Raw genomic sequence first — 21,576 nt, 5'->3', positions numbered from 1 at the left:
AGCGTTGACATAAATTTTAACCCACTATATACTTAGCTTAGTTAAATGAATAGCACTAGGATTGTTACTGTTACGCAGGCAAAACCTAAGGAACAAAATGTTAAGATCCAAGGATCTTATGTATTTTGTTGTACTTAGGTTTTTTTATTTATAGAAAGAGAAAGGTTAAATATAAGTGGTTTCGGCATTCTGCTGAAGCCATTTTCTTCTATATTACTATGTTCACATCTGAGAGGGGCGACAAACTTGGAGTACAAATATGAAATGGTCCAGGCAGACAATCATTTTCCGTTAAAAATTATAGTTCATTCCTCAAATGAACCAGCATACATACCTAGACATTGGCACGACAGCGTAGAAATATCCTATGTGCTTTCAGGAAGAATCGACAATATCTACATTGATGGCGCGAATTATAGCTCCAAAGAAGGGGATATTGTACTCATCAATTCGAATGCTATTCATTCCTTTGCTGTGGCTAAGGGAAAAGGAAGAGAGGCTATAACCGTTCTGATTCCTTCTGGATTTATTAGAGAAAATGTTAACAGCAGTAATCCCATTTCATTTGACTGTATATCTATTTTTGAAACCAACGAGCAGAGATTGCAGCAATTTGCGGAGCTGCGTGATCTGCTAAACACATTATTTGCGGCTTATCTCAACCAGGATAATGACCCTTTAGAACATATCCATTTAACGTCGCTATCTTATAAACTGGTGTATCTTTTATTAAAGCATTTTAAAATTGACAACGAATCTATCCGTGGCTTTAACTCCAATAAATATTTGGAGCGGCTGACGTTGATAACCGACTATATCCAAGAGAATTACGATCAAAGCTTATCCCTGGATTCCATAGCCCAGGTTTTTGGATTATCTCCCGAATATTTGTCCCGTTTTTTTGTCAAGCATGTAGGGGTAACCCTATTTCAATATATCAATGCCATCCGTCTGGAGAGATCTTTTCGTGTTCTGATGAATACGGACCATTCCATCATTCAAATTGCGTTGGAGCACGGATTCCCGAACGAGAAATCTTTTGCCAGGGTATTTAAGAAGGTTTATCAGGTAACACCACATCAATATCGGAAAGGGAATAAGGGGTATTCCGGGGCCAGGAGCCAGTAATTGACCCTAATTAGGTTAATAAAAGGCAGGATGCAAATAAAAGAAATCATTAAAATAAAGAATGTAAGCGTTTCATAAATGGACCTGGGAGGTAAGACATCATGTTTAAACGGTTTAAAAAGGCTGCTAAAACAACCATGATATTTACTTTGGCTATCGGTACGACCCTTGCTTTCAGCTCTGGTGCATGGGCCAAGGATGCAAAGATACAGCTCACCTCATATCGGACGGTTGCGGAGGTTAAGGATTGGGGAGCAACCATTACGAAGATCATTGTTAACCTGGGTAAGCCGGTACCTAAAGATGTGATAACAAAGGATACATTTAAGGTGCATGTAGAAAGAAGCGATAGCAGGTTGGTAAATCCCATTTTTGAGGAAGGCAACCGGAAGATCACCAAGGCCTATGTATCGGACAAAAACGGCAATCCTGTAAAGAAAACCGGAAGCTACGTTGTGTTGGAAATGGAGATCGGTCCGGCCATAACATTAGGCTCCGCTATTCATTATGATGCAGTCTCCGGGTTTAACGGATGGAATGATAACAAATACACGATCACGCAGCAAAAAGCTATTAAAACCCAATCAGGAACGATTTCCGGCTTGAAGATTGATACTTCCTCAGGTGAGATCCGGAAGCTTGTTGATCAATTTACAACTGGCAAAGCTTCTTATGACGGGGTTACTTTAACCTATGCGGACTATGCGCCGGCAAAAGACAAAGTGAAAAATCCTTTGGTAATCTGGCTGCACGGTATGGGAGAGGGAGGTACAGATCCAACGATTCCGATCTCTGGAAATAAAGCGGCAAATTTTGCTTCTAAGGACATTCAATCCTATTTTAGCGGGGCTTATGTGTTGGCGCCTCAGACCCCAACCTACTGGATGGATGGTTTTACAGGCTTTGGAGATGGAACCTCGAAGTATGAGCAAGCATTGATGTCCTTAATTAAGGACTACGTGGCCAAGAACAAAGACATTGATACAGATCGAATCTATATTGGCGGAGACTCCAACGGCGGATACATGACTATGCTGATGATCCGTGATTATAAAGACTATTTTGCAGCAGCTATGGTTGTGTGTGAAGCCTTGAAGGATAGCCTTATAACCGATGAACAAATTAGCGAAATGAAGGATCTGCCGATCTGGTTTGTGGCCGCCAAAACCGACACCATAGTACCGCCTAACGATTATATGATTCCGACCTACAACCGTTTAGTGAATGCCGGAGCAAAGGATGTTCATATGTCGTTATTTGACAACGTAGTGGATACTTCCGGCTTGTACAAGAAGAGCGACAACACACCGTATGAATACAATGGCCATTGGTCCTGGATTTACGTGTATAACAACGAAGTATCGAAGGTGATTAACGGAAAGAAAACAACGATGATGCAATGGCTAGCCTCCAAAACATTGGACTGAAAGGTATAGCTATGTAAATAAAAAGGTTATTTATCGTTAAACAGTAGAGCCTCTCATCAGCTTGTTAGAGTGATGGGGGGCTAGTTACTTCATAAATACTTTTATACAGACAACTGTTTCAGAATTTTTTCCAGGGTTTGAACGGATACCCCAGATTCCAAGAACAAGGAATAGCTTTTATTGTTTTGCGTCCATGCTGCTTGATTTACTACATTATTATTCTCCTTTATTGTGATGTCAGTACCATGTATATCCTTTTTGGAGACTTGACTATAAATTTCATAATTTCCGCTAATATCCTCGCTGCCTTCCGCTACTCTATAACGATTGGTATCTTTGCCATTGCTATAAAAAACTTCAACGATTGAATTGCTTATGACTTGGATCAAATCTTGCTTGTATTCATTAGTAAGGATTGAAGGTGCATAAGTTGCAAAGCCTACAGATTTTTCAGCAGCTTGTAATGTTTTAAATTCTACAAGCGGATTCGGAATTTGTACATTTTCCTCTTGTGGTGTATGAATAGTAATGGTTTGTTGGGTAACGTTAACCGTTTTAGGATTGGAGAAAAGAATATTGTATATTTTTACTGGAACATATACATTACCTTTTACAGTTGTAGGAGCAGCACCTAATTTGGTTGGGGCGGACATACCAATCGCATGGCTGCTTTGAACGTAGTAATTATCTGTACCGATCGTTAGTGTTGTTTTTACTAATCCATTATCTAAAACCACGGTCCCTTTTTTATCTCCAAGTTGCACCTTGAAGTTAAGAAAATTAGCTGTTACACGCAGTGGTACCATAATTACATTTCCTTTTTTATAGGCATGTAAGCTACCCAAATCCAGTTACTAAACGGAATAGCTTTATGAAATGTTGCACTCAAATGAAAAATATTCATTATAGTGAAAATCAACTTAAAGTAAGCCCTATTTCACAAAAATCTAGGTAATACGCCAATATTTCGTTTAGATTGAGCATTTACACTACCTCTTTCATAGTATGTAGCAGTTGATGAAGAGAGGAGGTTGCTGATGGAAATACCAGTAACAGGTTTTGTTGTACATTCCGGTGATTCCGACTCCAACCATTCGCATAGGCTTTTTATTACTTCGTGGGACGGTAGACCAGTTAATAATGATCACGTGCATCCTTTTAAAGGGACTACATCATTTGATGTGGGACACTGCCACCATTACGCTGGTGTAACAAAGCCGGCTCCAAGTGGTGTTCCGCATGTTCATCATTATTATGCGGAAACATCATTTAACGATCAACATAAGCACATTATTAGAGGAACAACAGGACCAGCCATTCGCTTGCCAGGAGGCGGTCATTACCATCGCTTCGAAGGATGTACCACAGTAAACGGTAGAATTCCTCACGTTCATAAGTACGGTGGAAGTACTGGAGATGAGGAAGAATGCCGACCTCAATCGTTTTGAAAAGCCCATCCTCCAATATACCAATCGCACAACATGGACGGCATGATGTGAAAATGCCAAAGCCCCTTGTTGTAGCAAGGGGTTAGGAGATGTTAACTCTGATCAGATTTTTTTGAGGCTCTCATGAGTTCGTTGAACTTTTGAGTAGCCTTTTTTCTTTGGTTTGATTACATGCAAATAAGACGGCTCATTATATCTCAGAGCGCGCCTCCAGACAGACCATCTGCTAGAAGATTCAATCCAAAATAAAAAATGTAATCCGAGAAAAACATTAGACGTAAAAATGATGCTCCAACCTTTCTCTGTCTTTTGAGGAAGCGCCCAAATACTTGAAGCAGCAGCAAAGAATCCAGATGATGATTAGCTATCACTCATTTGAGTGGCTTTTTTTATCTTACATCTTTATGGTTATAATAATGTAGACATGATTCAAAATGCTGTTGGACTGAAGGGATTGAAGATGAAATGACACTACCTATTTCTTTGCCAGATCTTTCACAAAGACCGCATAATCTGACAGTGGAGCGAAAAATGGAGGCGTCGCCTCATGTGTTGTATCAAGCGTGGACGAAGCAGTTTGACCGTTGGTTTGCAGCCCCAGGGACGGTATTCATGGAGGGAAAGGTGAACACGGTCTTCTTTTTTGAAACGCATTTTGAAGGGGATCGCCATCCACATTACGGGAGATTTCTAAGACTTGAGCAGGATCGCCTGATCGAACTGACCTGGGTTACCGGGGAAGGGGGGACTAAGGGGGCTGAAACGGTGCTCACCGTTGAGCTTGAACTTAGCGGCAATGGTACACAGCTTCGCTTAACGCACGCAGGTTTTCCAGATGAAAATTCGAGGAATCAGCACGAGCAGGCATGGCCGATGGTACTTGAGCAGCTCGACAAAAGGATGATGACAAATAGCTAAATGCTAACAATGAAATAGAAAAAGGCGTCTCACGAGTTCAATAAACTTGTGGGAGGCCTTTTTACTTGATTTCCTTTTTTAGCTACTCTTCGAAAACGCTCTTTAATCGTACCTTCAAATACAGAGCACACCAGAAGCAGTAATGTAGTACCTCTACAATCATATGAACCGTCTCCGGCCAGCCCAATGAGGATAACGCCTTGGAACACAGCGTAACCACGATAAGAATGGCTTCAAAAACGAGAATATCCACCAATAGCACAATGCCTGCACGGGATTTGGCTCGTTGGAAGAGCTTTAGCGTTTTGAAATTCCAGCCTGTTGCGATCAGCTCCAGTGTTATGATTCCCAGGGACATGCCGGTATACCCGAACTCGGGAATGGCAACTATGGAGTAAAGAATAATGAAATTGGCAAGTACACCTGCGCAAAGGCCAATAAAGGGAGTTTTCTTTCGATTTTGTGCCCATAAGACGCTGGTTGTGATTTCCCGCAATCCGACGAGTAACGGTAACATAGCCAACGATTTAATGGGGATTTCGGCATTTTGTATACCAAAAACAAATAGTGAGATTTCTGAGGCATATTCAAAAATGAAAAAACCTGAGGCTAATCCCCAGACCCATGCAACCTGAATGGCAGTATGGCTTTTTTTGTAGAAAGCGTTATATTTCTTATTTTGCCAATCCGAAGTTATTTTCATAGTGAGCGTATGTGTTAATGCACCTGTAATCAAAGTAGGCATATAAGCAACGACAAGGGCGATGCCAGTGACAATACCGAACATCTCCGCTGCTTCCTTGGAAGAAACTCCGGCAACTTGTAATCGTTGGGGGATGATGATCGCATCCATAAAATCGGACGCAGGGATGAGCAAGCGTGTAAGCGCAATAGCAAAGGAAGCTTGTACCACTAAAGGTAAATCTGCTCGACTTGATGGGGGGGATAAAGCTACAGAGGGACGGTTATACATAAAAAAAGCAGTAAGCACAGCAAAAGATAACAATGCGCCTGTAAAAGTTCCCAGTACCGCTCCGCCTACAGCAAACTCGATGCCGGATTGAATAAATAGTGGCACCAGCAACATTAAAGTACCGATCCGGGCGGTTTGCTCTATGATTTCCGAAAGGGCAATTGCAGTGTACCTTTCAAGCCCTTGCAAATATCCGCGCAGCAGACTTAACAAGGGAACGGCTAGTATAGCTGGGGAGAGGCATCGAATCACAAAGTCGAGCTGTGGATAGCCGAGCAAATTAGCGATCGGTGTTGAGAACCAAAAGGTTAATACACTGCATACCAATCCCGTGAGGATCATGAACACTGAAAAAATTTTGAACAACCGCCAGCCTCTTGCCGTATGCTTGGCTGTAAACATACCCAATGCTGTCGGCAATCCCCCGGAAATAATCATCAATATTAAGCTATAGAAGGAGTAGGCTAGCTGGTAGAGGCCCATTCCTTCAGCTCCAACAAGCCGTGTCATGAATACTTTTCCGACCAAACCTATGGCTTTCACGACGATCATCGCATTAGCTCTTACCATGGTTTGTCTTAATATAAGAGGAAATTTCAAATTTTTTCACCCCATTGGAAGCTGTCCACTTTATTCCTATGACAGCAACCTCCGGGATATGAACAAGTGTAACGGTTTCAAGATGCTTAATCTTGTATATGAATCAACAAATACTTGGTGCTTCTATCCCATCCCAAGTCAAAGGGCACCCTGAAACGGTCTGCCGTATGGGAGTTGACTAAAGGATAGCCAGCCTGATCAAATCCGACAACAACGGAGAAGTGGTCTACATCGCCTTTTAATACGTAAGCAATCAAATCACCTGGCAGCAACTGTGGTCTGTTAAGGTGCTGCTGCCGATCATTCACCGAGTGCACAATATCGGAGAAGCTTCCTTGTCCTATAATTCTTCCATAGCCGGAGCGTATCAGAAAATTTTTAAAAGCGTCAGTTTGAACCCAGGCTTGGCTTCCACCGTTGCCATACAAGTAATGCCACCCAGATTTCATAGGCAGCCCTCCGCCTTCCTCCTTGTCCCCGATAACTTGGGAGGAGAAGTTGGTACAGTCGCCCCCTTTGGAGTTATAATCCAGGTATTTTTGATTATATCGCTGACGATTTCCTGCTCCCCATGTTATTCCTGCATACTTGTTAGCATATTCAACGGCGCGGGCTCTGTTGTACTTATGGGTAACTTTCTCTGATGGCACCGGATCTTTATGAGGAATAAAGCTTAAATCGGACCTTTCAATCTTTTTTGAATTTTCTTCCAGAGGGTCTGAATACCATTCACGTTCTACGTACCAACGGCTATCTTTTTTTCTCAGTGTAATGCCATGACGTGTTCCAATTCCAAAATCATGCTGACCGGGATAGCTGCCGATATATTCATAACTCAGTTTCAAGGACTGAACAAGTGACACCTTTGCCGTATCGCCCAACACTTCGGCACGGGCTATCCGAATGGAGCTTTCTGCATTCACGAATTTCATTTTTCGATGCTTGGCCCATTCCTGAATATATTCCGCTCTGTTCATTTCATGAAGGTACGCGTAGTTGCTTCGTTTATCCTTTAATAAATAATGGTCCTCGATATGCGTTTTATCTTGATCCATCAACAACCGGGTACGGTCATCAAACAGCTCTTGAAGAAATGGGATAACCTCATCTTGGTTTACTGGCTCGGCTTCTGCACGAACTAAAGAGAAGCTGTAAGCGGGTATCCATATTAAGATTATGCACAGCAGTTGCAATTTTGCGATCCTAAGCACATTTATTCATTCTCCTTGAAAATGGTTAATTGGTTTTGGAATGCTCCTTGTCTTGAACGGTAAGTTTCTCACATGCTGAATTCATGTGTGCTAATTTGGTGTAAACTACCAGTCTTCCCTCATGTTCTTTCCTGCTTCGGCTATAACGCCCTGCACAGGTAATCAAGTTTAAACGATGTTCTTCCGTAGGGCCAAAAATCGTCTGTATCGGTGCTTCCGAGGTTAAGTAAAATTGGACGGACTCTACAACAAACTGAATCTTACAGCCGTTATCACCAGTCACATACACGAAATCCCCCTTTTTCAGTTTTTTAAGAGGATAAAAAACAGCCGGGCCCGTGTATGTATCAACATGACCGTCCATAATTGCATTACCTGCCGCCCCTGGCAATATGCCGGTAGCTAAATAACCTACTCGATTCGTGTTACCTGGAACGCCCATTTGACCATTTTCTAAGTAGCTTACCGGTTCTATAATCGAATGAATACGAATCGCAGGAATATCGAGTATATGTGGAACGATCCCTTGAAAAGGTTTATTTTTAACCTGTAAAGGCTTCGTCGTTTTAATTTGTTGAATTTCAGGCTTGGCCGGAGCTTGGGTGGAGTTACGATGATGTACAGCCGAAGATGAACAGCTCGTACCGCCCAGCAAAATCAATAGCACCACTATACGAATGATCCATGTATTGTTCATATGAAGAAAGAGAGAGGGTTTACAAGCTAACCCTCTCTTTTTAACCTCCCTAATTCATTTGCTCGCTTGCGCCACCAAATCCAGTTTTTGGTAATTTAGTAGCCTTTGCTTTCATGCTTTTCGCATGAATGCTTTTTCCTCCAATGATTTTGGCAGGAGTAGCTTCACGTGCATGTAGCTTGTGAGTTTTCTCATGTTTGCTCTTGGCGTGGATTTTGTGCTCATGTTTGGCATGAGCCTTAACCTTATGTTGTTGAATTTTGTGCTCATGCTTTTCCGTTGCGGGTGCAGCCGCAGATACCATCGATCCTGCTGACAGAAATACAGCTAGGGACGCTACAGTCAATATTGCTTTTTTCATTGTGTTGCCTCCTTAAGGTAGTTGGTAATTCACTAATATATTTTCCTTACGAAGAAGGTTTTATGTAGCCAATGATTTCAAAGGAAAGGATTGGCTTAAAATTTCTTTTCAGATCTTCACTTATTGACCTCAATCAGTCCTTCGGGTGTCTCGCGATTGGCAAGCAATTCAGATACAGTGACGAAGGTAAAGCCTCTTTTTTTCAGCTCAGGCAAAATGATTTTTAAGGCTTCAACGGTTTGTGTACTTTTATATACATAATCGTGCATGAGGACGATGTCGCCGTTGCGGGCATTGCGAAGCACCTTGTTAACGATCCGGTGTACACCGGGTTTTCGCCAATCCAGGGTGTCCTGATGCCAGGACCATAAAATCATTTTCTGTCCTTTTTCTTTGGATATCTTCACGAGTGTATCGGTGTATGAACCGCCGGGCGGACGAAAAAGATGGGTTCCCGAACCGGTAGCTTGAACGATGCTCGCCTGGCCTTGGTCTATCTCGGAAAGAGCTTTGTTACGGGAAATATGCTGAAAGGATGGATGATGGAAGGTATGGTTTCCAATCTCATGGCCTTCTCTTCGTTCCCGCTTCACAATGTCAGGGAGTTTTTCTACGCGGCTGCCAACGACAAAAAAAGTCGCCTTGGCGTCATATTGCTTGAGCAAATTCAGAATGGCGGGCGTTTTGCTTTCATCTGGTCCGTCGTCGAATGTAAGGGCAATCACCTTGCGTTGGGTAGGAACTTCCCATACAATGTCGCCCCGTTCTTCATAATAGGCTCTTCCCTTTGTAGGAGCAGGGGAGGAATACAATGCGGCTTGTGCAGTATTAGTATAGGGTGTGGGGCATAGGCTGGCACAGAACAAGGAAACAGCGATACTTGCAGACAGTAATCGGTTATATTTCATCAGGCTTCTTCTCCGTTCTGACGTTTTTCGCATTAGCTTGCCAAGAAGGAGCGTATACCATTCCTCGTTCCCGAAAATCATCTCCTTCAAATTCACTCCTATTCCTGTCCAACACAGCTTCCAGCATAGCTCTGACACTGAAATGATGCTCCGAAAGAGTGGTAGTTTGCTTGTTGATTACTGCCCATAGCCATGTTAAATTGTACATATCCATCCTTGTTTCAATGAGCAGTTGAGGTAGGTCTTTGTCTGATTCGTGAAAGTCTTAATCTGGCTGAAAATGAATGAGGTTGACGGGACAAGCCGCAGAAGCTTATCAGAGATCATCATAATAAGCGACTCGTTCCTCAGCTTCGAACAGGAGATGAGACGGGATGAAAACAAAGGAAGAAGAGCTGCGAGCCATTAGCGAAACCTTAGAGGCGGGCGAACACATCCGGTCGTGCATTTGGTGTACGCACGATGTGCCACAAAGCCTACAGGACACGACATGTTGTGGAATATTGGCGGTGACATCCAAACGACTGATTTTTTATTCTTCCACTTTTGGCATTCCATGGCTTAAGTTTATCAATTATCACCATATTTCATCGACCAGGCTGGAAAAGAATGTGCTGGATGCGGGTTCCAGTGAACATATTATTTTGATGAACCGGAATGCACGTGAAGTATTTAAGTACCTGCCGGAAGCAGATGCGTTGGAGCATTTTATAGCTGCCCTGGGTCAAGAATCGGGTATAGATGTAAGTAATCATGCATTTCATATGTAATCCTGCGTTTTTAAAATGTAAAATAAATACGTAAAACCTCCACCTTCGTAATAAGCCGATAGTCGGCTGTTCACGAATTTGGAGGTTTTTTGGTTTTGGGACGGAATGGATCGAACGTTAGCTCAGCAGTGTTACTACCAGCAGATTGTACAGCACCAGCGGCAAAACGACGTTTCTGTAGGTATAGGAACGATGCGGAGTGTGGGTACCATGGGTACCGTGGGTGCCTGGAGCAGGAGCGTGGTACGGGTGAGGAACGCTCAAATACAAGTGATCCCGGTCGATGTGAACGATCCTTCCTTCATGCACATGATGATCCATCGTTTGAACCTGCCATTGTGCAGCTATCCAGATGGGACAGGTTTTACAAAGGCATGAAACATTAACATTTTGCTCCAGCCCGCTTGATGTTCCCTTTACATCGAAACGATACACTTACTGAGGTTGGTTTGAAAAGAAAGGGGCGCTCCGTTTTGGGTGAGCTTAACAAATCTTTGGGACTCGGGACGAGGGGCCAGCAACAGGCTTCGTCTAAAGCCCGCATACGCACGGGTTCGCTAAAAATTCAGAGACTGCGCGAAAACGCGCTGGCGTATACGTTTTTGGCTCCATCACTTATTTTGTTTGCTTTATTTATGTTTTACCCGATGATCAAGTCAGTCTATCTCAGCTTGCACTCTACAGATCCGGCAGGAAATGTTGCAGCTTATGTTGGGTTAGACAACTTTGCTACGCTTTTCAGCTCAGGTCAATTCCTGCAAGGAATCAAGGTTACTCTCCTGTTTGCACTGCTGACGGTGCCTCTAGGCATTCTACTGGCGCTGGTGCTGGCTGCACTCACACATAGCAAGCTGCGAGGGATGCGCATCTTCCAGTTCGCTTTTTCGTTGCCGATGGTGTTGTCTGTCGGTTCATCTGCGGTCATTTGGAAATTTCTGTTTCATCCGACATTGGGGATGTTCAACTATGTGCTTTCCCTGTTACATATCAATCCGGTTCCGTGGCTGACCAGCCCGGATTGGGCATTGTTCTCCGTAGCGATCATGACCATCTGGATGAATCTCGGCTTTAATTACATTATTTTATCAAGTGGACTTCAAGGGATTCCAGATGACATGTATGAGAGTGCCAAAATGGACGGGGCAGGCCCGCTGGTGACGTTTTGGCGTATTTCCATGCCGCTGCTGTCGCCAACGATTTTCTTTGTAACCGTAGTATCCATCATTGGAGCTTTCCAGTCCTTTGCTCAAATTAACATTTTGACCAAGGGCGGTCCGGTGAACAGCACGAATGTGTTTGTGTATTCCATTTATCAGGAAGCCTTCGTTAATTTCCGATTCGGAGCGGGCAGTGCACAGGCGATTGTACTGTTTGTCGTCATTCTGTTGCTTACGATGATCCAGTTCAAATGGGTGGAAAGAAAGGTGCATTACCAATGAAACGACATCTTAATTCAACGCTGCTGTATGTGCTGCTTACGATTGCGGCTGCTTTGATTTTATATCCGGTCATTTATACATTTTTTATGGCTGTTATGTCGCCAGAGGAAGCGAGTGCCTATCCACCAAGCTTTTTCCCACATTCCTTTCATATGGCCAATTTTACCGAGGTGTTTGAAATCGTTCCGATTGCTGCATTCATCGGTAACACCTTTCTCATTTCGGGCTTGACGATGATCGGTCAGTTGATTACAGCCAGCTTGGCGGCATATGCCTTTGCCAAAATGGAATTCAAGGGGAAGAACTTCATATTCAGCATGTTTGTCGCTACCATGATGATCCCGTGGGAAGTGACCATTATTCCGAACTATCTGACCGTACGTAGCTGGAATTGGCTGGATTCCTATCAAGGGCTGACGGTTCCATTTCTGGCGACGGCATTCGGAACGTTCCTGCTGCGGCAATTTTTTCTCCAGCTTCCCAAGGAATTGTTCGAGGCGGCTCGTATGGACGGGTGCGGACATGTCCGTTACTTCTTGTTCCATGTGCTTCCGCTATCGCGCCCGGCGCTCGGAACATTGGCTGTGTATTCGTTCCTGAATATGTACAATTCGTACCTGTGGCCGTTGTTGATCACGAACAGCGAGAATATGCGTACGGTACAGATCGGAATTTCCATGCTCGAATTTCAGGAATCTACCTCATGGAATCTTGTATTCGCGGGTACGGCCCTCGTCATTTTACCGTCTCTGCTTCTCCTGATCTTTGGTCTGAAGCAGTTGGTACGCGGGATGGCAGCGGGTGCGCTTAAAGGCTAAACAAGCCCACAAGTACAGTAACACCTGCGCAAGCAGCCTATATACAGAGCTTTATCACCAAAGAATATTGCAAGAAAATCTGTATGCGAGAATCATTTAAATCAAAGGGAGAGAAGAGAGATTATGAGATTTTTTCGTCTGAAAAGTGCTTTGACCTTGCTTATCCTTACTGCAATCGTTGTTGCAGCAGGCTGTAGCAATAACACGGCGGCTGAGAAGCCAGGCAACGGTAGTGATGCGGGAGCAGCAGCAGGTTCTCCGGTGAAGCTGACTTGGTGGCATTCCATGTCCGGTAACGGTGAAAAAGCGATCAAGCAAATCGCCGCTGACTTTAACGCCAGCCACAATGACATTCAGGTAGAGCCGGTATACCAAGGCAAATATGATGACAGCTTGAACAAGCTAAAAGCGTCGCTGGGTTCCGATAGCGGCCCGGACATCATTCAGGTGTATGAAATCGGCAGTAAATTCATGATTGACTCCAAGATGATTACTCCTGTACAACAATTTATTGATGCAGACAAGTTCGATCTATCGCAGCTTGAGCCCAATATTACACGGTATTACACCATTGACGGTAAGCTGAATGCAATGCCATTTAATACATCGAATCCAATCTTGTACTATAACAAGGATGCTTTTAAAGCGGCGGGACTTGACCCAGCTAATCCTCCGAAAACATATGATGAATTCGAAAAGGCTGCCAAAGCCTTGAGCAAGGACGGAAAATCCGGTGCATCCATCGCCATCTACGGCTGGTTTATGGAGCAGTTGTTTGCCAATCAGAATGCGGATTATGTGAATAATGGCAACGGACGCAATCAGGCGGCAACAGAATCGTTGCTGAATTCGGATGCAGGCGTGAAAACCCTGACTTGGTGGAAAAAAATGATCGACGAAAAGGTTGTATCCAACCTGGGACGTAACTCCGATGATACTGCGAAGGCTTTTTCTGCAGGACAAATTGCCATGACACTGGATTCCACCGCTTCGCTGCGTAATATTGTGGAGCAGGTTGGCGATAAGTTCGAGGTAGGCACTGGCTTTCTGCCAAGAGCGAACGAAGCGAAAGAAGGCGGCGTGGTTGTAGGCGGCGCGAGCTTGTACATCATGAACAATAAGCCTGAAGCCCAGCAAAAGGCAGCGTGGGAGTTCATTAAATTCGTTGCTTCCCCGGCTGTACAGGCACAATGGAGCGTGAATACGGGGTACTTCCCGATCACCAAAGCAGCTTATGACGAGCAGGTACTCAAGGACAATATGGTGAAATACCCGCAATTCCAAACCGCTGTTGACCAACTGCACGCATCGGCGCAATCCATGGCTACACAAGGCGCAGTGATGGGCGTATTCCCGGAAGCGCGTCAAATCGTAGAGGGTGCAATCGAGGCGGTCTTGAGCGGACAGCAACAGCCAAAACAGGCATTGGATCAGGCAGCACAAGAGATTACAGGCAAAATTGCGCAATACAATCAAACGGTAAAAAAATAATCAGCCTTCCTTTAAAAGCGGCTGGTAAACTTAATACGCGACCCCTTTACCAGCCGGTTTTATAAAATAACGGACCGAATAAGTGACCCCCTCACTTGTTCGGTCTGTTTTTTGTATGTCTGAATCCTCCCGTTTTTAGAACGTCCGTTTAGACGAACTGTCTAAAATTGTTTATTTTGTACATTTCCTATTGCTGGATAACTGAAAATGGGCTTATAATAAACGTATAATTTTTGTACTGGACGGTCAGTTCAAAAAGGAGGAAGCATGAAAAACCAGACGAAGGAAATTATTTTTAACGGTGCGCTCAAGGCTTTTTCCGAGCGTGGCTTCAATGAAACCAATATGGAGGAAATCGCCAAGGTATGCGGCATTGCTAAAGGTACCCTCTATTACAACTTCAAAAATAAACAAGAGCTGTACATTTATATTTTGAAGATGGGGATGGAGCGTTTTGTTCAGGATATCCGTGAAACCATGTCTCAGGTTCCGAAGGATCAGGTAGAATCGAGGATTCTCAAGCTGATTCAAGTACACATTGAGTTTATTGGAAGAGAGCCGGATTTTTGTCGTTTGCTGGTTAGCAAGGGATGGGTTTCGCAGGAACAGCATTTTAATATCAGGCAGGTCTTAGCTGACTATTTTGATTTTATGGAAGCAGAGATCGACTCTGGTAAGTTTTACGGAAAAATTTCGAGTAAGCTTGATGCGAAAACGACAGCAAATTGCTTATTTGGTATTTACATCTTTGCACCGATGCGCTCAATGGTTTGGGGCGAAACGATGAACTTGCAGGAAGTTCGGGAGAGTATTGAAATTTTTGTTTGTAATGCGCTAGGTATGCATCTTAAATAGACAGATGGAGTGATGAGAACATGAAAGCTAAAAAATATACGATTTACGCCGTACTTATTGTTTTAATCGCCATAGGGATTTATGCTCTGACCGCTTTTCAAAAGGGTGGCAGTAGCCTGTCTGCGGATCAGTCCTCTTCCATTCCGACAGCTTATGTAGAATCGGATACGCTCAATGCCAGCTTTAAGATGGCGGGACGTATTGATCAGATGCTCGTGAGTGAGGGCGACAAGGTGAAAAAAGGGCAGGTGTTAGCCCATCTGGAAAGCCGTGAGCTGGAAGACAAGGTGAAACAGGCACAGGCGGCATTGCTGGCAGCCCAGAGTAATGTGTCCAAAGCGAAGGCTGGCGTATTGCAGGCTCAAGCGGGAGTGGGGCAGGCACAGGCTACCGTGAGTGCAGCTCAGGCCAAAAAGAGCCAAGGTACCACAGCAGTCGGCGTGACTGCACAGGCTTCATCCAGCCAGATCGAACAGGCACAAGCGGCCGCGGCTGCGGCGAAGGCGAAGCTGGATGCCCTCAAGAGCGGCGCAAGACCGCAAGAGCTGGAGCAAGCACAAGTGAGTGTGAAGGCTGCCAAGGAAACGCTGGATTTGACCACTAAAAATCTGGAGCGCGCCAAAAAGCTTCAAGAAGCCGGGGCAGCAACCCAAGCCTCACTGGATCAAGCGACGCTGGACCATCAACAGGCGGAAGCCAAGTACAATTCAGCATCCCAGCAACTGAATATGGTACGCGAGGGAAGCCGCAAGGAAGAAATCACGGCGGCTGAAGCGCTATACCGTCAGGCATTGGCTGCGGTGAAGGAAGCACAGGCAGGAGCAGGCAAGGTTACTTTGCAGCAGGAGGATGTCAAAGCCGCACAGGCTTCGGTAGAACAGGCGCAATCTGCTGTGAAGGCGGCGCAATCCACGGTAGAGCAGGCACAGTCGGCGGTTGCAGGTGCCAATGCACAGGTAGCCCAGGCAGAAGCTGCCCTTCAGGAAGCTCAGACCTACTTAAGCTACACCACGCTGCGTGCATCCGAGGACGGCATTGTAAAATCCAAATCGCTCAGCTTGGGCGAAATGGCCAGTGCAGGCTTCCCGGTCTATACGATTGAAACTTCGACGCAGCGTTGGGCTAAATTCTATGTGCCGGAAACGTCCTTGAATGGTCTCCAGCCAGGGGACACTGTGCAAGTTAAACTGCTGTCGGGCGGCAAGGAGCTGAAAGGTAAAGTTATTTTGCTGGAATCGGCTGCCGACTTTGCTATTCAAAAACCGAGCCAAAGCTCCGGTGATAAGGATGTACGTTCCTTTGGCGTTAAAGTAGCATTGCCCGATCTTGCGGCTTCGGTTCCGACAGGCTCCACGGTTCTGTTTACAGGCAAAGGGGCGCAGTAATATGCAGGATCAACAGGAAAGACTTCATATCCGCGATGTGTTTCGTGAAGAATGGCTGAGCATCTTCCGGGATCGACGCTTTATGGCTATTCTGCTGATTACGCCGATTGTGTATACCATCTTGTTCGGCTTCCTGTATTCTCATCAGCGGATTACCGAGATGCCTGTCACGGTGTATGACGGAGACAATTCACAGCTCAGTCGTCAGATCATTCAGGCGTTCGATGCGACAGATTCGTTTGCCGTTACACGGCAGGCCACCAATCAGGAGGATGTGGTTCGTCAGGTGGAGACTGGGGAAGCCAAGGTCGGCATCGTCATTCCCGACAATTTCACCACCCGGCTTAAGCATGGGGAGAACCCGCCCGTACTGACCCTGATTGACGGAAGTAACATGATGTATTCCAACAGCGCCAGCCGAATTGCCAATCAGGTTATTAGTAGCGTGAGCGCCGGGGTATCGGTCAATTCCATGAAACAAAAGGGAATGAACGCCGATCAAGCCGCCTCGACGCTGAGTACCATCCCGTTCCGGTCCAGAGTGCTGTTCAACCCGGTATATGATTACAAGCTGTTCATGCCGTTAGGGGTTATTTCTGCGGCTCTCCAGCAGTGCTTGCTGCTCGGTATTGCGTTGTCCTGTACGCGGGATAAGGAGGCAGGGACTTGGGGAAGATTTGCCGCTTGGAAAAATACCCCTTGGCGTCTTGCGATTGCCAAGCTGACACCGTATTATGTGGCGGGAGCCTTTAATGTGCTGACTGTATTCAGTATTAGCGCCCTATGCTTTGATATCCCGTTCAGGGGGCAGGTGCTGCCACTGATTCTGGTGTCGCTGGCCTTTAACTTTGCCTTGTGTGGTTTAGGGTTCCTGTTTAGTCTCTTTTCCAAGACCAGAGTGGATGCGACCCAAACCCTCATGTTGATTGCCGTTCCTTCCTTTATGCTGTCAGGCTATACGTGGCCGCTGGAAGCGATGCCCGGATTCTTGCGGGGGCTTGCTGAAATATTACCACTGACGTATTTTCTGGATGCTGTACGCAATATTACCCTTAAAGGGCTGGATATCACGTTCGTTATCAAGGATACGATTGCGCTGGGCGTTATTGGCTGTGTAAGTCTGCTGGTATCCTTCGCCATCTATCCGTTATTCTTTAGACAGCACCAGACGACAGGGCAGCATGCCGATGTGCCCGCTCAAGAGGGAGTTACGCTTAAAGGCTAAAAGTAACTAAATACGCATATCAAAAAAGGTAGATCAGGTTTTTACTCCTGATCTGCCTTTTAGTTTTAAGTGCTATATCGTACTGGTTGAATGAAATATTATTGCGTCTTTAAGTCTTCAATAGAATCAATCGGGACATAGGATGGGACGACAAGCCCGGACATAACGCCGGTCATGCTGGTTCCGATGTCATCCACCTTATCCTTGTATTGAGCCCAATAATCAGCATGCGTCAATGGAAGCCAAGCGGCAGCGGTAGCATCTACACTTCCGCCGGCCACGCCAGTCCACATCGGGCCGATTTCCACTTGCAGGGCTGTTACTTTATAGCCCAATTTTTGCTCCAATACATATTTCAATACATTCGTACTGGCAATTTCAGAATCCCAAGCAGCGTAGCTCAGCTTCAAAGGATCACCGTTAACGGGCTGTAGGCCCTTGATCCATTCCTGTACCTTGTCAGGATGTTTATCAGCCCAGTTCTTGGCAGCCTGCTGTGGGGCAGTACCGTCCTGAATCGCGATCATCACTTCACCCATATCTTCAGCAGTCCACTTAAATCGGCTTAGAAATTCATAAGCTACAGGAGCATCCTGCTTCAAGCCTTTGCGAGCGATCGTATGAATTTCTTCCTTATCACCGTACGCTTTTTTAGGATCTTTCAAGTATTTCAAATCATATTTGTTAAACATCCAGTGAGGGGTCCAACCAGTTACGACGATAGGTTGCTTGGCTTTGATGGCTTTATCCAGTGTAGCGGTCATAGCAGCTCCAGAGCTTTCAAGCAACTTCCAGTCGGATAAGCCGTAGTCATTAATAGCTTTAGCGGTCAGCTTCATTAGTCCGGCTCCAGGGTCGGTACCGACAATGCGATAGCCGACCTCTTTGCCAAAGTCCTCAGTTGTGGCGGAAGCCGGAGCCGCTTCGGCTCCGTTATCCTGCAAATCAGTAATCGATTTAACATCCATGTAAGCTGGAACGACCAATCCGGTTTTAACTCCGCTCATATTAGCCCCAAGATCGTCGAGCTTATCCTTGTATTTAGCCCAGTAATCCGCATGGGTTAACGGCAGCCATGCAGCAGGTGAAGCATCTACATCACCACTAGCGACACCTGTCCACATAGGACCTGCTTCCACTTGCAGTGCGGTTACTTTGTAACCTAGTTTGTTTTCCAAAATATATTTCAGCAAATTCGTGCTGGCAATTTCAGAATCCCAAGCCACATAACTTAGCTTGAAGGTGTCACCATTAACAGGTTGCAGTCCTTGGGTCCATTCCTGCACCTTATCGGCATGCTTTTCAGCCCAATCCTTGCCAGCTTGCTCAGGGCTGGTTCCACCTTGAATAGCAACCATCATTTCACCCATGTCTTCCGGTGTCCATTTGAACCGTTTTAGAAACTCGTAAGCAATAGGAGCATCCTGTTGCAGTCCTTTACGGGCAATCGTATGAATACCCTCGGCCTCACCATAAGATTTTTTAGGGTCTTCCAAATATTTGAGATCATACTTGTTGAACATCCAGTGCGGCGTCCAACCTGTAATAATGATCGGTTTTTTCGCTTTTATGGCTTTGTCCAGTGTTGCAGTCATCGCTGCACCGGAACCTTCTACCAGCTTCCAGTCGGACAAATTGTAGTCTTTTAACGCCTTGGCAGTTGATTTCATAATACCTGCCCCGGCATCAATTCCGATAATTTTGTAGCCGACTTCTTCGCCAACCGGGTTGGCAGCAGCGTTTCCTTTGCCAGATGCAGAATGATTCGATCCAACAAAATATTGCGATGCGCCAGCGATCAGAATGACAGCCGTAACCGCAGAGGTAATCCATACCTTTTGTTTGGTAGATACGCGGCTTTTGCCTCTTTTCGCTGGTTTGAACAGGTTCTGCGTGAAACGGTCAAGCACGATAGCCAGAACAACGACAGCCAATCCGGCCTCAAAACCCTTACCAATTTGGAGCTGTGTCACGGCACGGTATACAACGGCACCAATACCTTCCGCACCGATCATAGAAGCAATAACAACCATAGACAGTGACAGCATAATCGTCTGGTTAATACCAGCCATCAAGGTTGGCATAGCCAGCGGCAGTTGTACTTTGAACAGCTTTTGCGCCGAGGTTGAACCGAATGCGTCGGAGGCTTCGACCAATTCACCCGACACTTGCATAATCCCCAAATTCGTCATGCGAATGGTTGGAGGGATCGCGAAGATAACAGATGCGATTACGCCCGGTACAACACCAAGGCTGAAAAAGGTAACCGCAGGCAGCAAATATACGAACGCAGGCATCGTCTGCATGAAATCAAGCAAAGGCGTAATAATGCGTGACGCCGTTTTGCTATATGCACACCAGATCCCGATTGGAATCCCGATGACAATGGATACGAGTGCGGACGTGATGACCAGTCCGAGCGTATTCATCGTTTCGCTCCAATAGCCCAGGTTGTCAATCAGCAGGAAGCCGATGACGGTAAACAGCGTAAGCTGAACCCGACCGATCATAAACGCGATAATCCCGATGATCACGATGAACACCAGAGGGTGCGGAAGCATGAACAGCCCAGAGAAAAAGCCTACAACAGCTTCAATAACAGAAGAGATAACATTAAACAATCCAGCCAGATGAATACCCATCCAGTCTACAATACTTTGAATCCACTCAGCGATTGGCAGTTTCGGAATCAAGGGCATTCACCTCCTTCGTGGTGGTTACATCTCCGCCAAGTGCGCCCAGCAAAGCTCCACGGACGATAACACCTAACAGCTTCTGTTTGTCATCGACCACAGCCAGAGGGACCTTGGACGAGCTTGTAATTTCGAACAAATCATTAATGACCGTTTCCGCAGCAACTTGCGGTCCGTCCGTCATGAGAATATCTTCAATCTTCAAATTATTGCGCAGTGCATGGACAGCATCTTCAGCATTGATAACGCCCAACAGCTTCTTGGTACGGTCAATGACGAACAGATTGGAAATCCCGCGTTCCCGCATCAATTCCAGAGCAACACGCGGACCGCGATCCATTGTGATCGTTTCTGGACGAAGCATGACATGAGCAGCCGTCAGTACCTTGGACAGATCCACGTCCTCGACGAAGCGGGCTACATAAGAGTTAGCCGGTTGGATCATAATTTCTTCCGGTGTACCGATCTGCACGACCGATCCGTCCCGCATCAATGCAATCCGGTCACCGATCCGCAGCGCTTCATCCAGGTCATGGGTAATAAACACAATCGTTTTCTTCATTTTATCTTGAAGCTCCAGCAGCTCATCCTGCATGTCACGGCGAATGAGGGGGTCCAGTGCGCTGAATGCTTCATCCATCAAAAGCACTTCAGGGTCATTAGCCAGCGCCCGTGCCAGACCGACCCGCTGCTGCATACCGCCACTCAGTTCATCGGGCATTTTATCGCCCCAGTTTTTAAGACCGACCAGTTCCAGCGCTTGCTGTGCCTTTTCCTGGCGCTTCGTTTTTTCTACCTTTTGAATTTCAAGGCCGTATTCTACATTTTCCAATACAGTCCGATGTGGGAACAGGGCGAATTTTTGAAAAACCATACTGATGGTTTTACGGCGAACTTCGCGGAGTTGTTCTTTGTTCATCTTGCGGAGATCCTTGCCGTGTACCAGAATTTCACCGGAGGTAGGTTCAATCAAGCGATTTAGCATTCGTACTAAAGTGGACTTGCCACTGCCCGAAAGGCCCATAATAACGAAAATTTCACCTTGCTTAATTTCCATGTTGGCCTTATTGACACCAACAGTAATCTGTTTTTCTTTGGCCAACTTTTCCTTGCCCCAGCCTTGCTCCAGGAGCGGAACACCTTGCTCTGCGTGAGGACCAAAGAGTTTGCTGACATTTTTGACTTCCAAAATCGTCATACATACACCTCTTCTTTCTATACTTTGCTTG

At 45.6% G+C, this 21,576-nt stretch carries 20 protein-coding genes; 11 read left to right on the top strand and 9 right to left on the bottom strand.

Annotation, left to right across the window (positions count from 1 at the left end; all coding sequences use genetic code 11):
• Window positions 1–246: 246 nt before the first annotated feature.
• Window positions 247–1,128, top strand: coding sequence for an AraC family transcriptional regulator (locus ACQ4MX_RS07705; protein WP_431089999.1), 882 nt, complete (start codon window positions 247–249; stop codon window positions 1,126–1,128).
• A gap of 101 nt (window positions 1,129–1,229) precedes the next feature.
• Window positions 1,230–2,555 carry a prolyl oligopeptidase family serine peptidase gene (locus ACQ4MX_RS07700; RefSeq protein ID WP_431089998.1) on the top strand — a complete coding sequence of 442 codons (1,326 nt, stop codon included), beginning with the start codon at window positions 1,230–1,232 and terminating at the stop codon, window positions 2,553–2,555.
• Window positions 2,556–2,656: 101 nt separating this feature from the next.
• On the opposite strand, the gene ACQ4MX_RS07695 is transcribed toward ACQ4MX_RS07700, so the two are convergent.
• Window positions 2,657–3,400, bottom strand: a complete 744-nt coding sequence (locus tag ACQ4MX_RS07695; protein WP_431089997.1) for a stalk domain-containing protein — start codon at window positions 3,398–3,400, stop codon at window positions 2,657–2,659.
• 192 nt (window positions 3,401–3,592) lie between these two features.
• Here ACQ4MX_RS07695 and ACQ4MX_RS07690 point away from each other — a divergent pair, with 192 nt between their 5' ends.
• Together ACQ4MX_RS07690 and ACQ4MX_RS07685 are read left to right on the top strand one after the other, a co-directional pair.
• Window positions 3,593–4,003 carry a YmaF family protein gene (locus tag ACQ4MX_RS07690; RefSeq protein WP_044647861.1) on the top strand — a complete coding sequence of 137 codons (411 nt, stop codon included), beginning with the start codon at window positions 3,593–3,595 and terminating at the stop codon, window positions 4,001–4,003.
• Between the two features lie 465 nt (window positions 4,004–4,468).
• Window positions 4,469–4,921: an SRPBCC family protein gene (locus ACQ4MX_RS07685; protein WP_431089996.1), complete on the top strand. Its 453-nt coding sequence runs from the start codon at window positions 4,469–4,471 to the stop codon at window positions 4,919–4,921.
• A gap of 82 nt (window positions 4,922–5,003) precedes the next feature.
• Here the strand turns inward: ACQ4MX_RS07685 and ACQ4MX_RS07680 are convergent, their stop codons facing one another.
• From ACQ4MX_RS07680 to ACQ4MX_RS07660, 5 genes are all read right to left on the bottom strand, one after another.
• On the bottom strand, window positions 5,004–6,464 hold the full coding sequence (locus tag ACQ4MX_RS07680; RefSeq protein ID WP_431091274.1) for an oligosaccharide flippase family protein: 1,461 nt from the start codon (window positions 6,462–6,464) through the stop codon (window positions 5,004–5,006).
• A gap of 116 nt (window positions 6,465–6,580) precedes the next feature.
• Window positions 6,581–7,705, bottom strand: coding sequence for an amidase domain-containing protein (locus ACQ4MX_RS07675; RefSeq protein WP_431089995.1), 1,125 nt, complete (start codon window positions 7,703–7,705; stop codon window positions 6,581–6,583).
• 25 nt (window positions 7,706–7,730) lie between these two features.
• Window positions 7,731–8,375, bottom strand: a complete 645-nt coding sequence (locus ACQ4MX_RS07670; protein WP_431089994.1) for a class F sortase — start codon at window positions 8,373–8,375, stop codon at window positions 7,731–7,733.
• 76 nt (window positions 8,376–8,451) lie between these two features.
• Entirely contained in the window at window positions 8,452–8,763 is a 312-nt protein-coding gene (locus ACQ4MX_RS07665; protein ID WP_431089993.1) for a hypothetical protein, read from the bottom strand.
• A gap of 116 nt (window positions 8,764–8,879) precedes the next feature.
• Window positions 8,880–9,671: a polysaccharide deacetylase family protein gene (locus ACQ4MX_RS07660; RefSeq protein ID WP_431091273.1), complete on the bottom strand. Its 792-nt coding sequence runs from the start codon at window positions 9,669–9,671 to the stop codon at window positions 8,880–8,882.
• A gap of 374 nt (window positions 9,672–10,045) precedes the next feature.
• On the opposite strand from ACQ4MX_RS07660, the gene ACQ4MX_RS07655 reads away from it, so the two are divergent.
• The gene (locus ACQ4MX_RS07655) at window positions 10,046–10,441 is read left to right on the top strand and encodes a hypothetical protein (protein ID WP_431089992.1); all 396 of its coding nucleotides are present in this window, start codon (window positions 10,046–10,048) and stop codon (window positions 10,439–10,441) included.
• A 117-nt stretch (window positions 10,442–10,558) separates the two neighbouring features.
• Here ACQ4MX_RS07655 and ACQ4MX_RS07650 read toward each other — a convergent pair whose 3' ends face one another.
• A complete protein-coding gene (locus ACQ4MX_RS07650; protein ID WP_431089991.1) occupies window positions 10,559–10,762 on the bottom strand; it encodes a hypothetical protein in 204 nt (67 codons plus the stop codon).
• Between the two features lie 152 nt (window positions 10,763–10,914).
• Between ACQ4MX_RS07650 and ACQ4MX_RS07645 the strand changes: the two genes are divergently transcribed.
• From ACQ4MX_RS07645 to ACQ4MX_RS07620, 6 genes are all read left to right on the top strand, one after another.
• Window positions 10,915–11,880, top strand: a complete 966-nt coding sequence (locus tag ACQ4MX_RS07645; RefSeq protein ID WP_431089990.1) for a carbohydrate ABC transporter permease — start codon at window positions 10,915–10,917, stop codon at window positions 11,878–11,880.
• Window positions 11,877–12,698, top strand: coding sequence for a carbohydrate ABC transporter permease (locus ACQ4MX_RS07640; RefSeq protein ID WP_149094501.1), 822 nt, complete (start codon window positions 11,877–11,879; stop codon window positions 12,696–12,698). Before ACQ4MX_RS07645 ends, ACQ4MX_RS07640 begins: the two co-directional genes overlap by 4 nt.
• Before the next feature lie 123 nt (window positions 12,699–12,821).
• Window positions 12,822–14,189 (top strand): ABC transporter substrate-binding protein, encoded by a 1,368-nt coding sequence (locus ACQ4MX_RS07635; protein WP_431089989.1) that lies wholly within the window; start codon window positions 12,822–12,824, stop codon window positions 14,187–14,189.
• A gap of 267 nt (window positions 14,190–14,456) precedes the next feature.
• Window positions 14,457–15,044 (top strand): TetR/AcrR family transcriptional regulator, encoded by a 588-nt coding sequence (locus ACQ4MX_RS07630; protein WP_431089988.1) that lies wholly within the window; start codon window positions 14,457–14,459, stop codon window positions 15,042–15,044.
• 20 nt (window positions 15,045–15,064) lie between these two features.
• Window positions 15,065–16,429: an HlyD family secretion protein gene (locus ACQ4MX_RS07625; RefSeq protein ID WP_431089987.1), complete on the top strand. Its 1,365-nt coding sequence runs from the start codon at window positions 15,065–15,067 to the stop codon at window positions 16,427–16,429.
• A gap of 1 nt (window position 16,430) precedes the next feature.
• Window positions 16,431–17,654 (top strand): ABC transporter permease, encoded by a 1,224-nt coding sequence (locus tag ACQ4MX_RS07620; protein WP_431089986.1) that lies wholly within the window; start codon window positions 16,431–16,433, stop codon window positions 17,652–17,654.
• 98 nt (window positions 17,655–17,752) lie between these two features.
• Here ACQ4MX_RS07620 and ACQ4MX_RS07615 read toward each other — a convergent pair whose 3' ends face one another.
• Together ACQ4MX_RS07615 and ACQ4MX_RS07610 are read right to left on the bottom strand one after the other, a co-directional pair.
• Window positions 17,753–20,347: a glycine betaine ABC transporter substrate-binding protein gene (locus ACQ4MX_RS07615; protein ID WP_431089985.1), complete on the bottom strand. Its 2,595-nt coding sequence runs from the start codon at window positions 20,345–20,347 to the stop codon at window positions 17,753–17,755.
• Complete coding sequence (locus ACQ4MX_RS07610) at window positions 20,322–21,545, bottom strand: quaternary amine ABC transporter ATP-binding protein (protein WP_431089984.1); 1,224 nt, start codon at window positions 21,543–21,545, stop codon at window positions 20,322–20,324. Before ACQ4MX_RS07610 ends, ACQ4MX_RS07615 begins: the two co-directional genes overlap by 26 nt.
• Window positions 21,546–21,576 lie beyond the last annotated feature (31 nt).

It is taken from the genome of Paenibacillus sp. 8b26 (assembly GCF_050626875.1).
GTDB lineage: Bacteria > Bacillota > Bacilli > Paenibacillales > Paenibacillaceae > Paenibacillus.
Note: the sequence above shows the minus strand (reverse complement) of the source record. Positions and strands in the feature narration are given on the sequence as shown.

Bases quoted from the DNA above. Each gene is read 5' to 3' on its own strand.
- ACQ4MX_RS07700 (WP_431089998.1), top strand. From the start codon at position 1,230: ATGTTTAAACGGTTTAAAAAGGCTGCTAAAACAACCATGATATTTACT.
- ACQ4MX_RS07690 (WP_044647861.1), top strand. From the start codon at position 3,593: ATGGAAATACCAGTAACAGGTTTTGTTGTACATTCCGGTGATTCCGAC.
- ACQ4MX_RS07685 (WP_431089996.1), top strand. From the start codon at position 4,469: ATGACACTACCTATTTCTTTGCCAGATCTTTCACAAAGACCGCATAAT.
- ACQ4MX_RS07680 (WP_431091274.1), bottom strand. From the start codon at position 6,464: ATGGTAAGAGCTAATGCGATGATCGTCGTGAAAGCCATAGGTTTGGTC.
- ACQ4MX_RS07665 (WP_431089993.1), bottom strand. From the start codon at position 8,763: ATGAAAAAAGCAATATTGACTGTAGCGTCCCTAGCTGTATTTCTGTCA.
- ACQ4MX_RS07660 (WP_431091273.1), bottom strand. From the start codon at position 9,671: ATGAAATATAACCGATTACTGTCTGCAAGTATCGCTGTTTCCTTGTTC.
- ACQ4MX_RS07655 (WP_431089992.1), top strand. From the start codon at position 10,046: ATGAAAACAAAGGAAGAAGAGCTGCGAGCCATTAGCGAAACCTTAGAG.
- ACQ4MX_RS07650 (WP_431089991.1), bottom strand. From the start codon at position 10,762: ATGGATCATCATGTGCATGAAGGAAGGATCGTTCACATCGACCGGGAT.
- ACQ4MX_RS07640 (WP_149094501.1), top strand. From the start codon at position 11,877: ATGAAACGACATCTTAATTCAACGCTGCTGTATGTGCTGCTTACGATT.
- ACQ4MX_RS07635 (WP_431089989.1), top strand. From the start codon at position 12,822: ATGAGATTTTTTCGTCTGAAAAGTGCTTTGACCTTGCTTATCCTTACT.
- ACQ4MX_RS07630 (WP_431089988.1), top strand. From the start codon at position 14,457: ATGAAAAACCAGACGAAGGAAATTATTTTTAACGGTGCGCTCAAGGCT.
- ACQ4MX_RS07625 (WP_431089987.1), top strand. From the start codon at position 15,065: ATGAAAGCTAAAAAATATACGATTTACGCCGTACTTATTGTTTTAATC.
- ACQ4MX_RS07620 (WP_431089986.1), top strand. From the start codon at position 16,431: ATGCAGGATCAACAGGAAAGACTTCATATCCGCGATGTGTTTCGTGAA.
- ACQ4MX_RS07610 (WP_431089984.1), bottom strand. From the start codon at position 21,545: ATGACGATTTTGGAAGTCAAAAATGTCAGCAAACTCTTTGGTCCTCAC.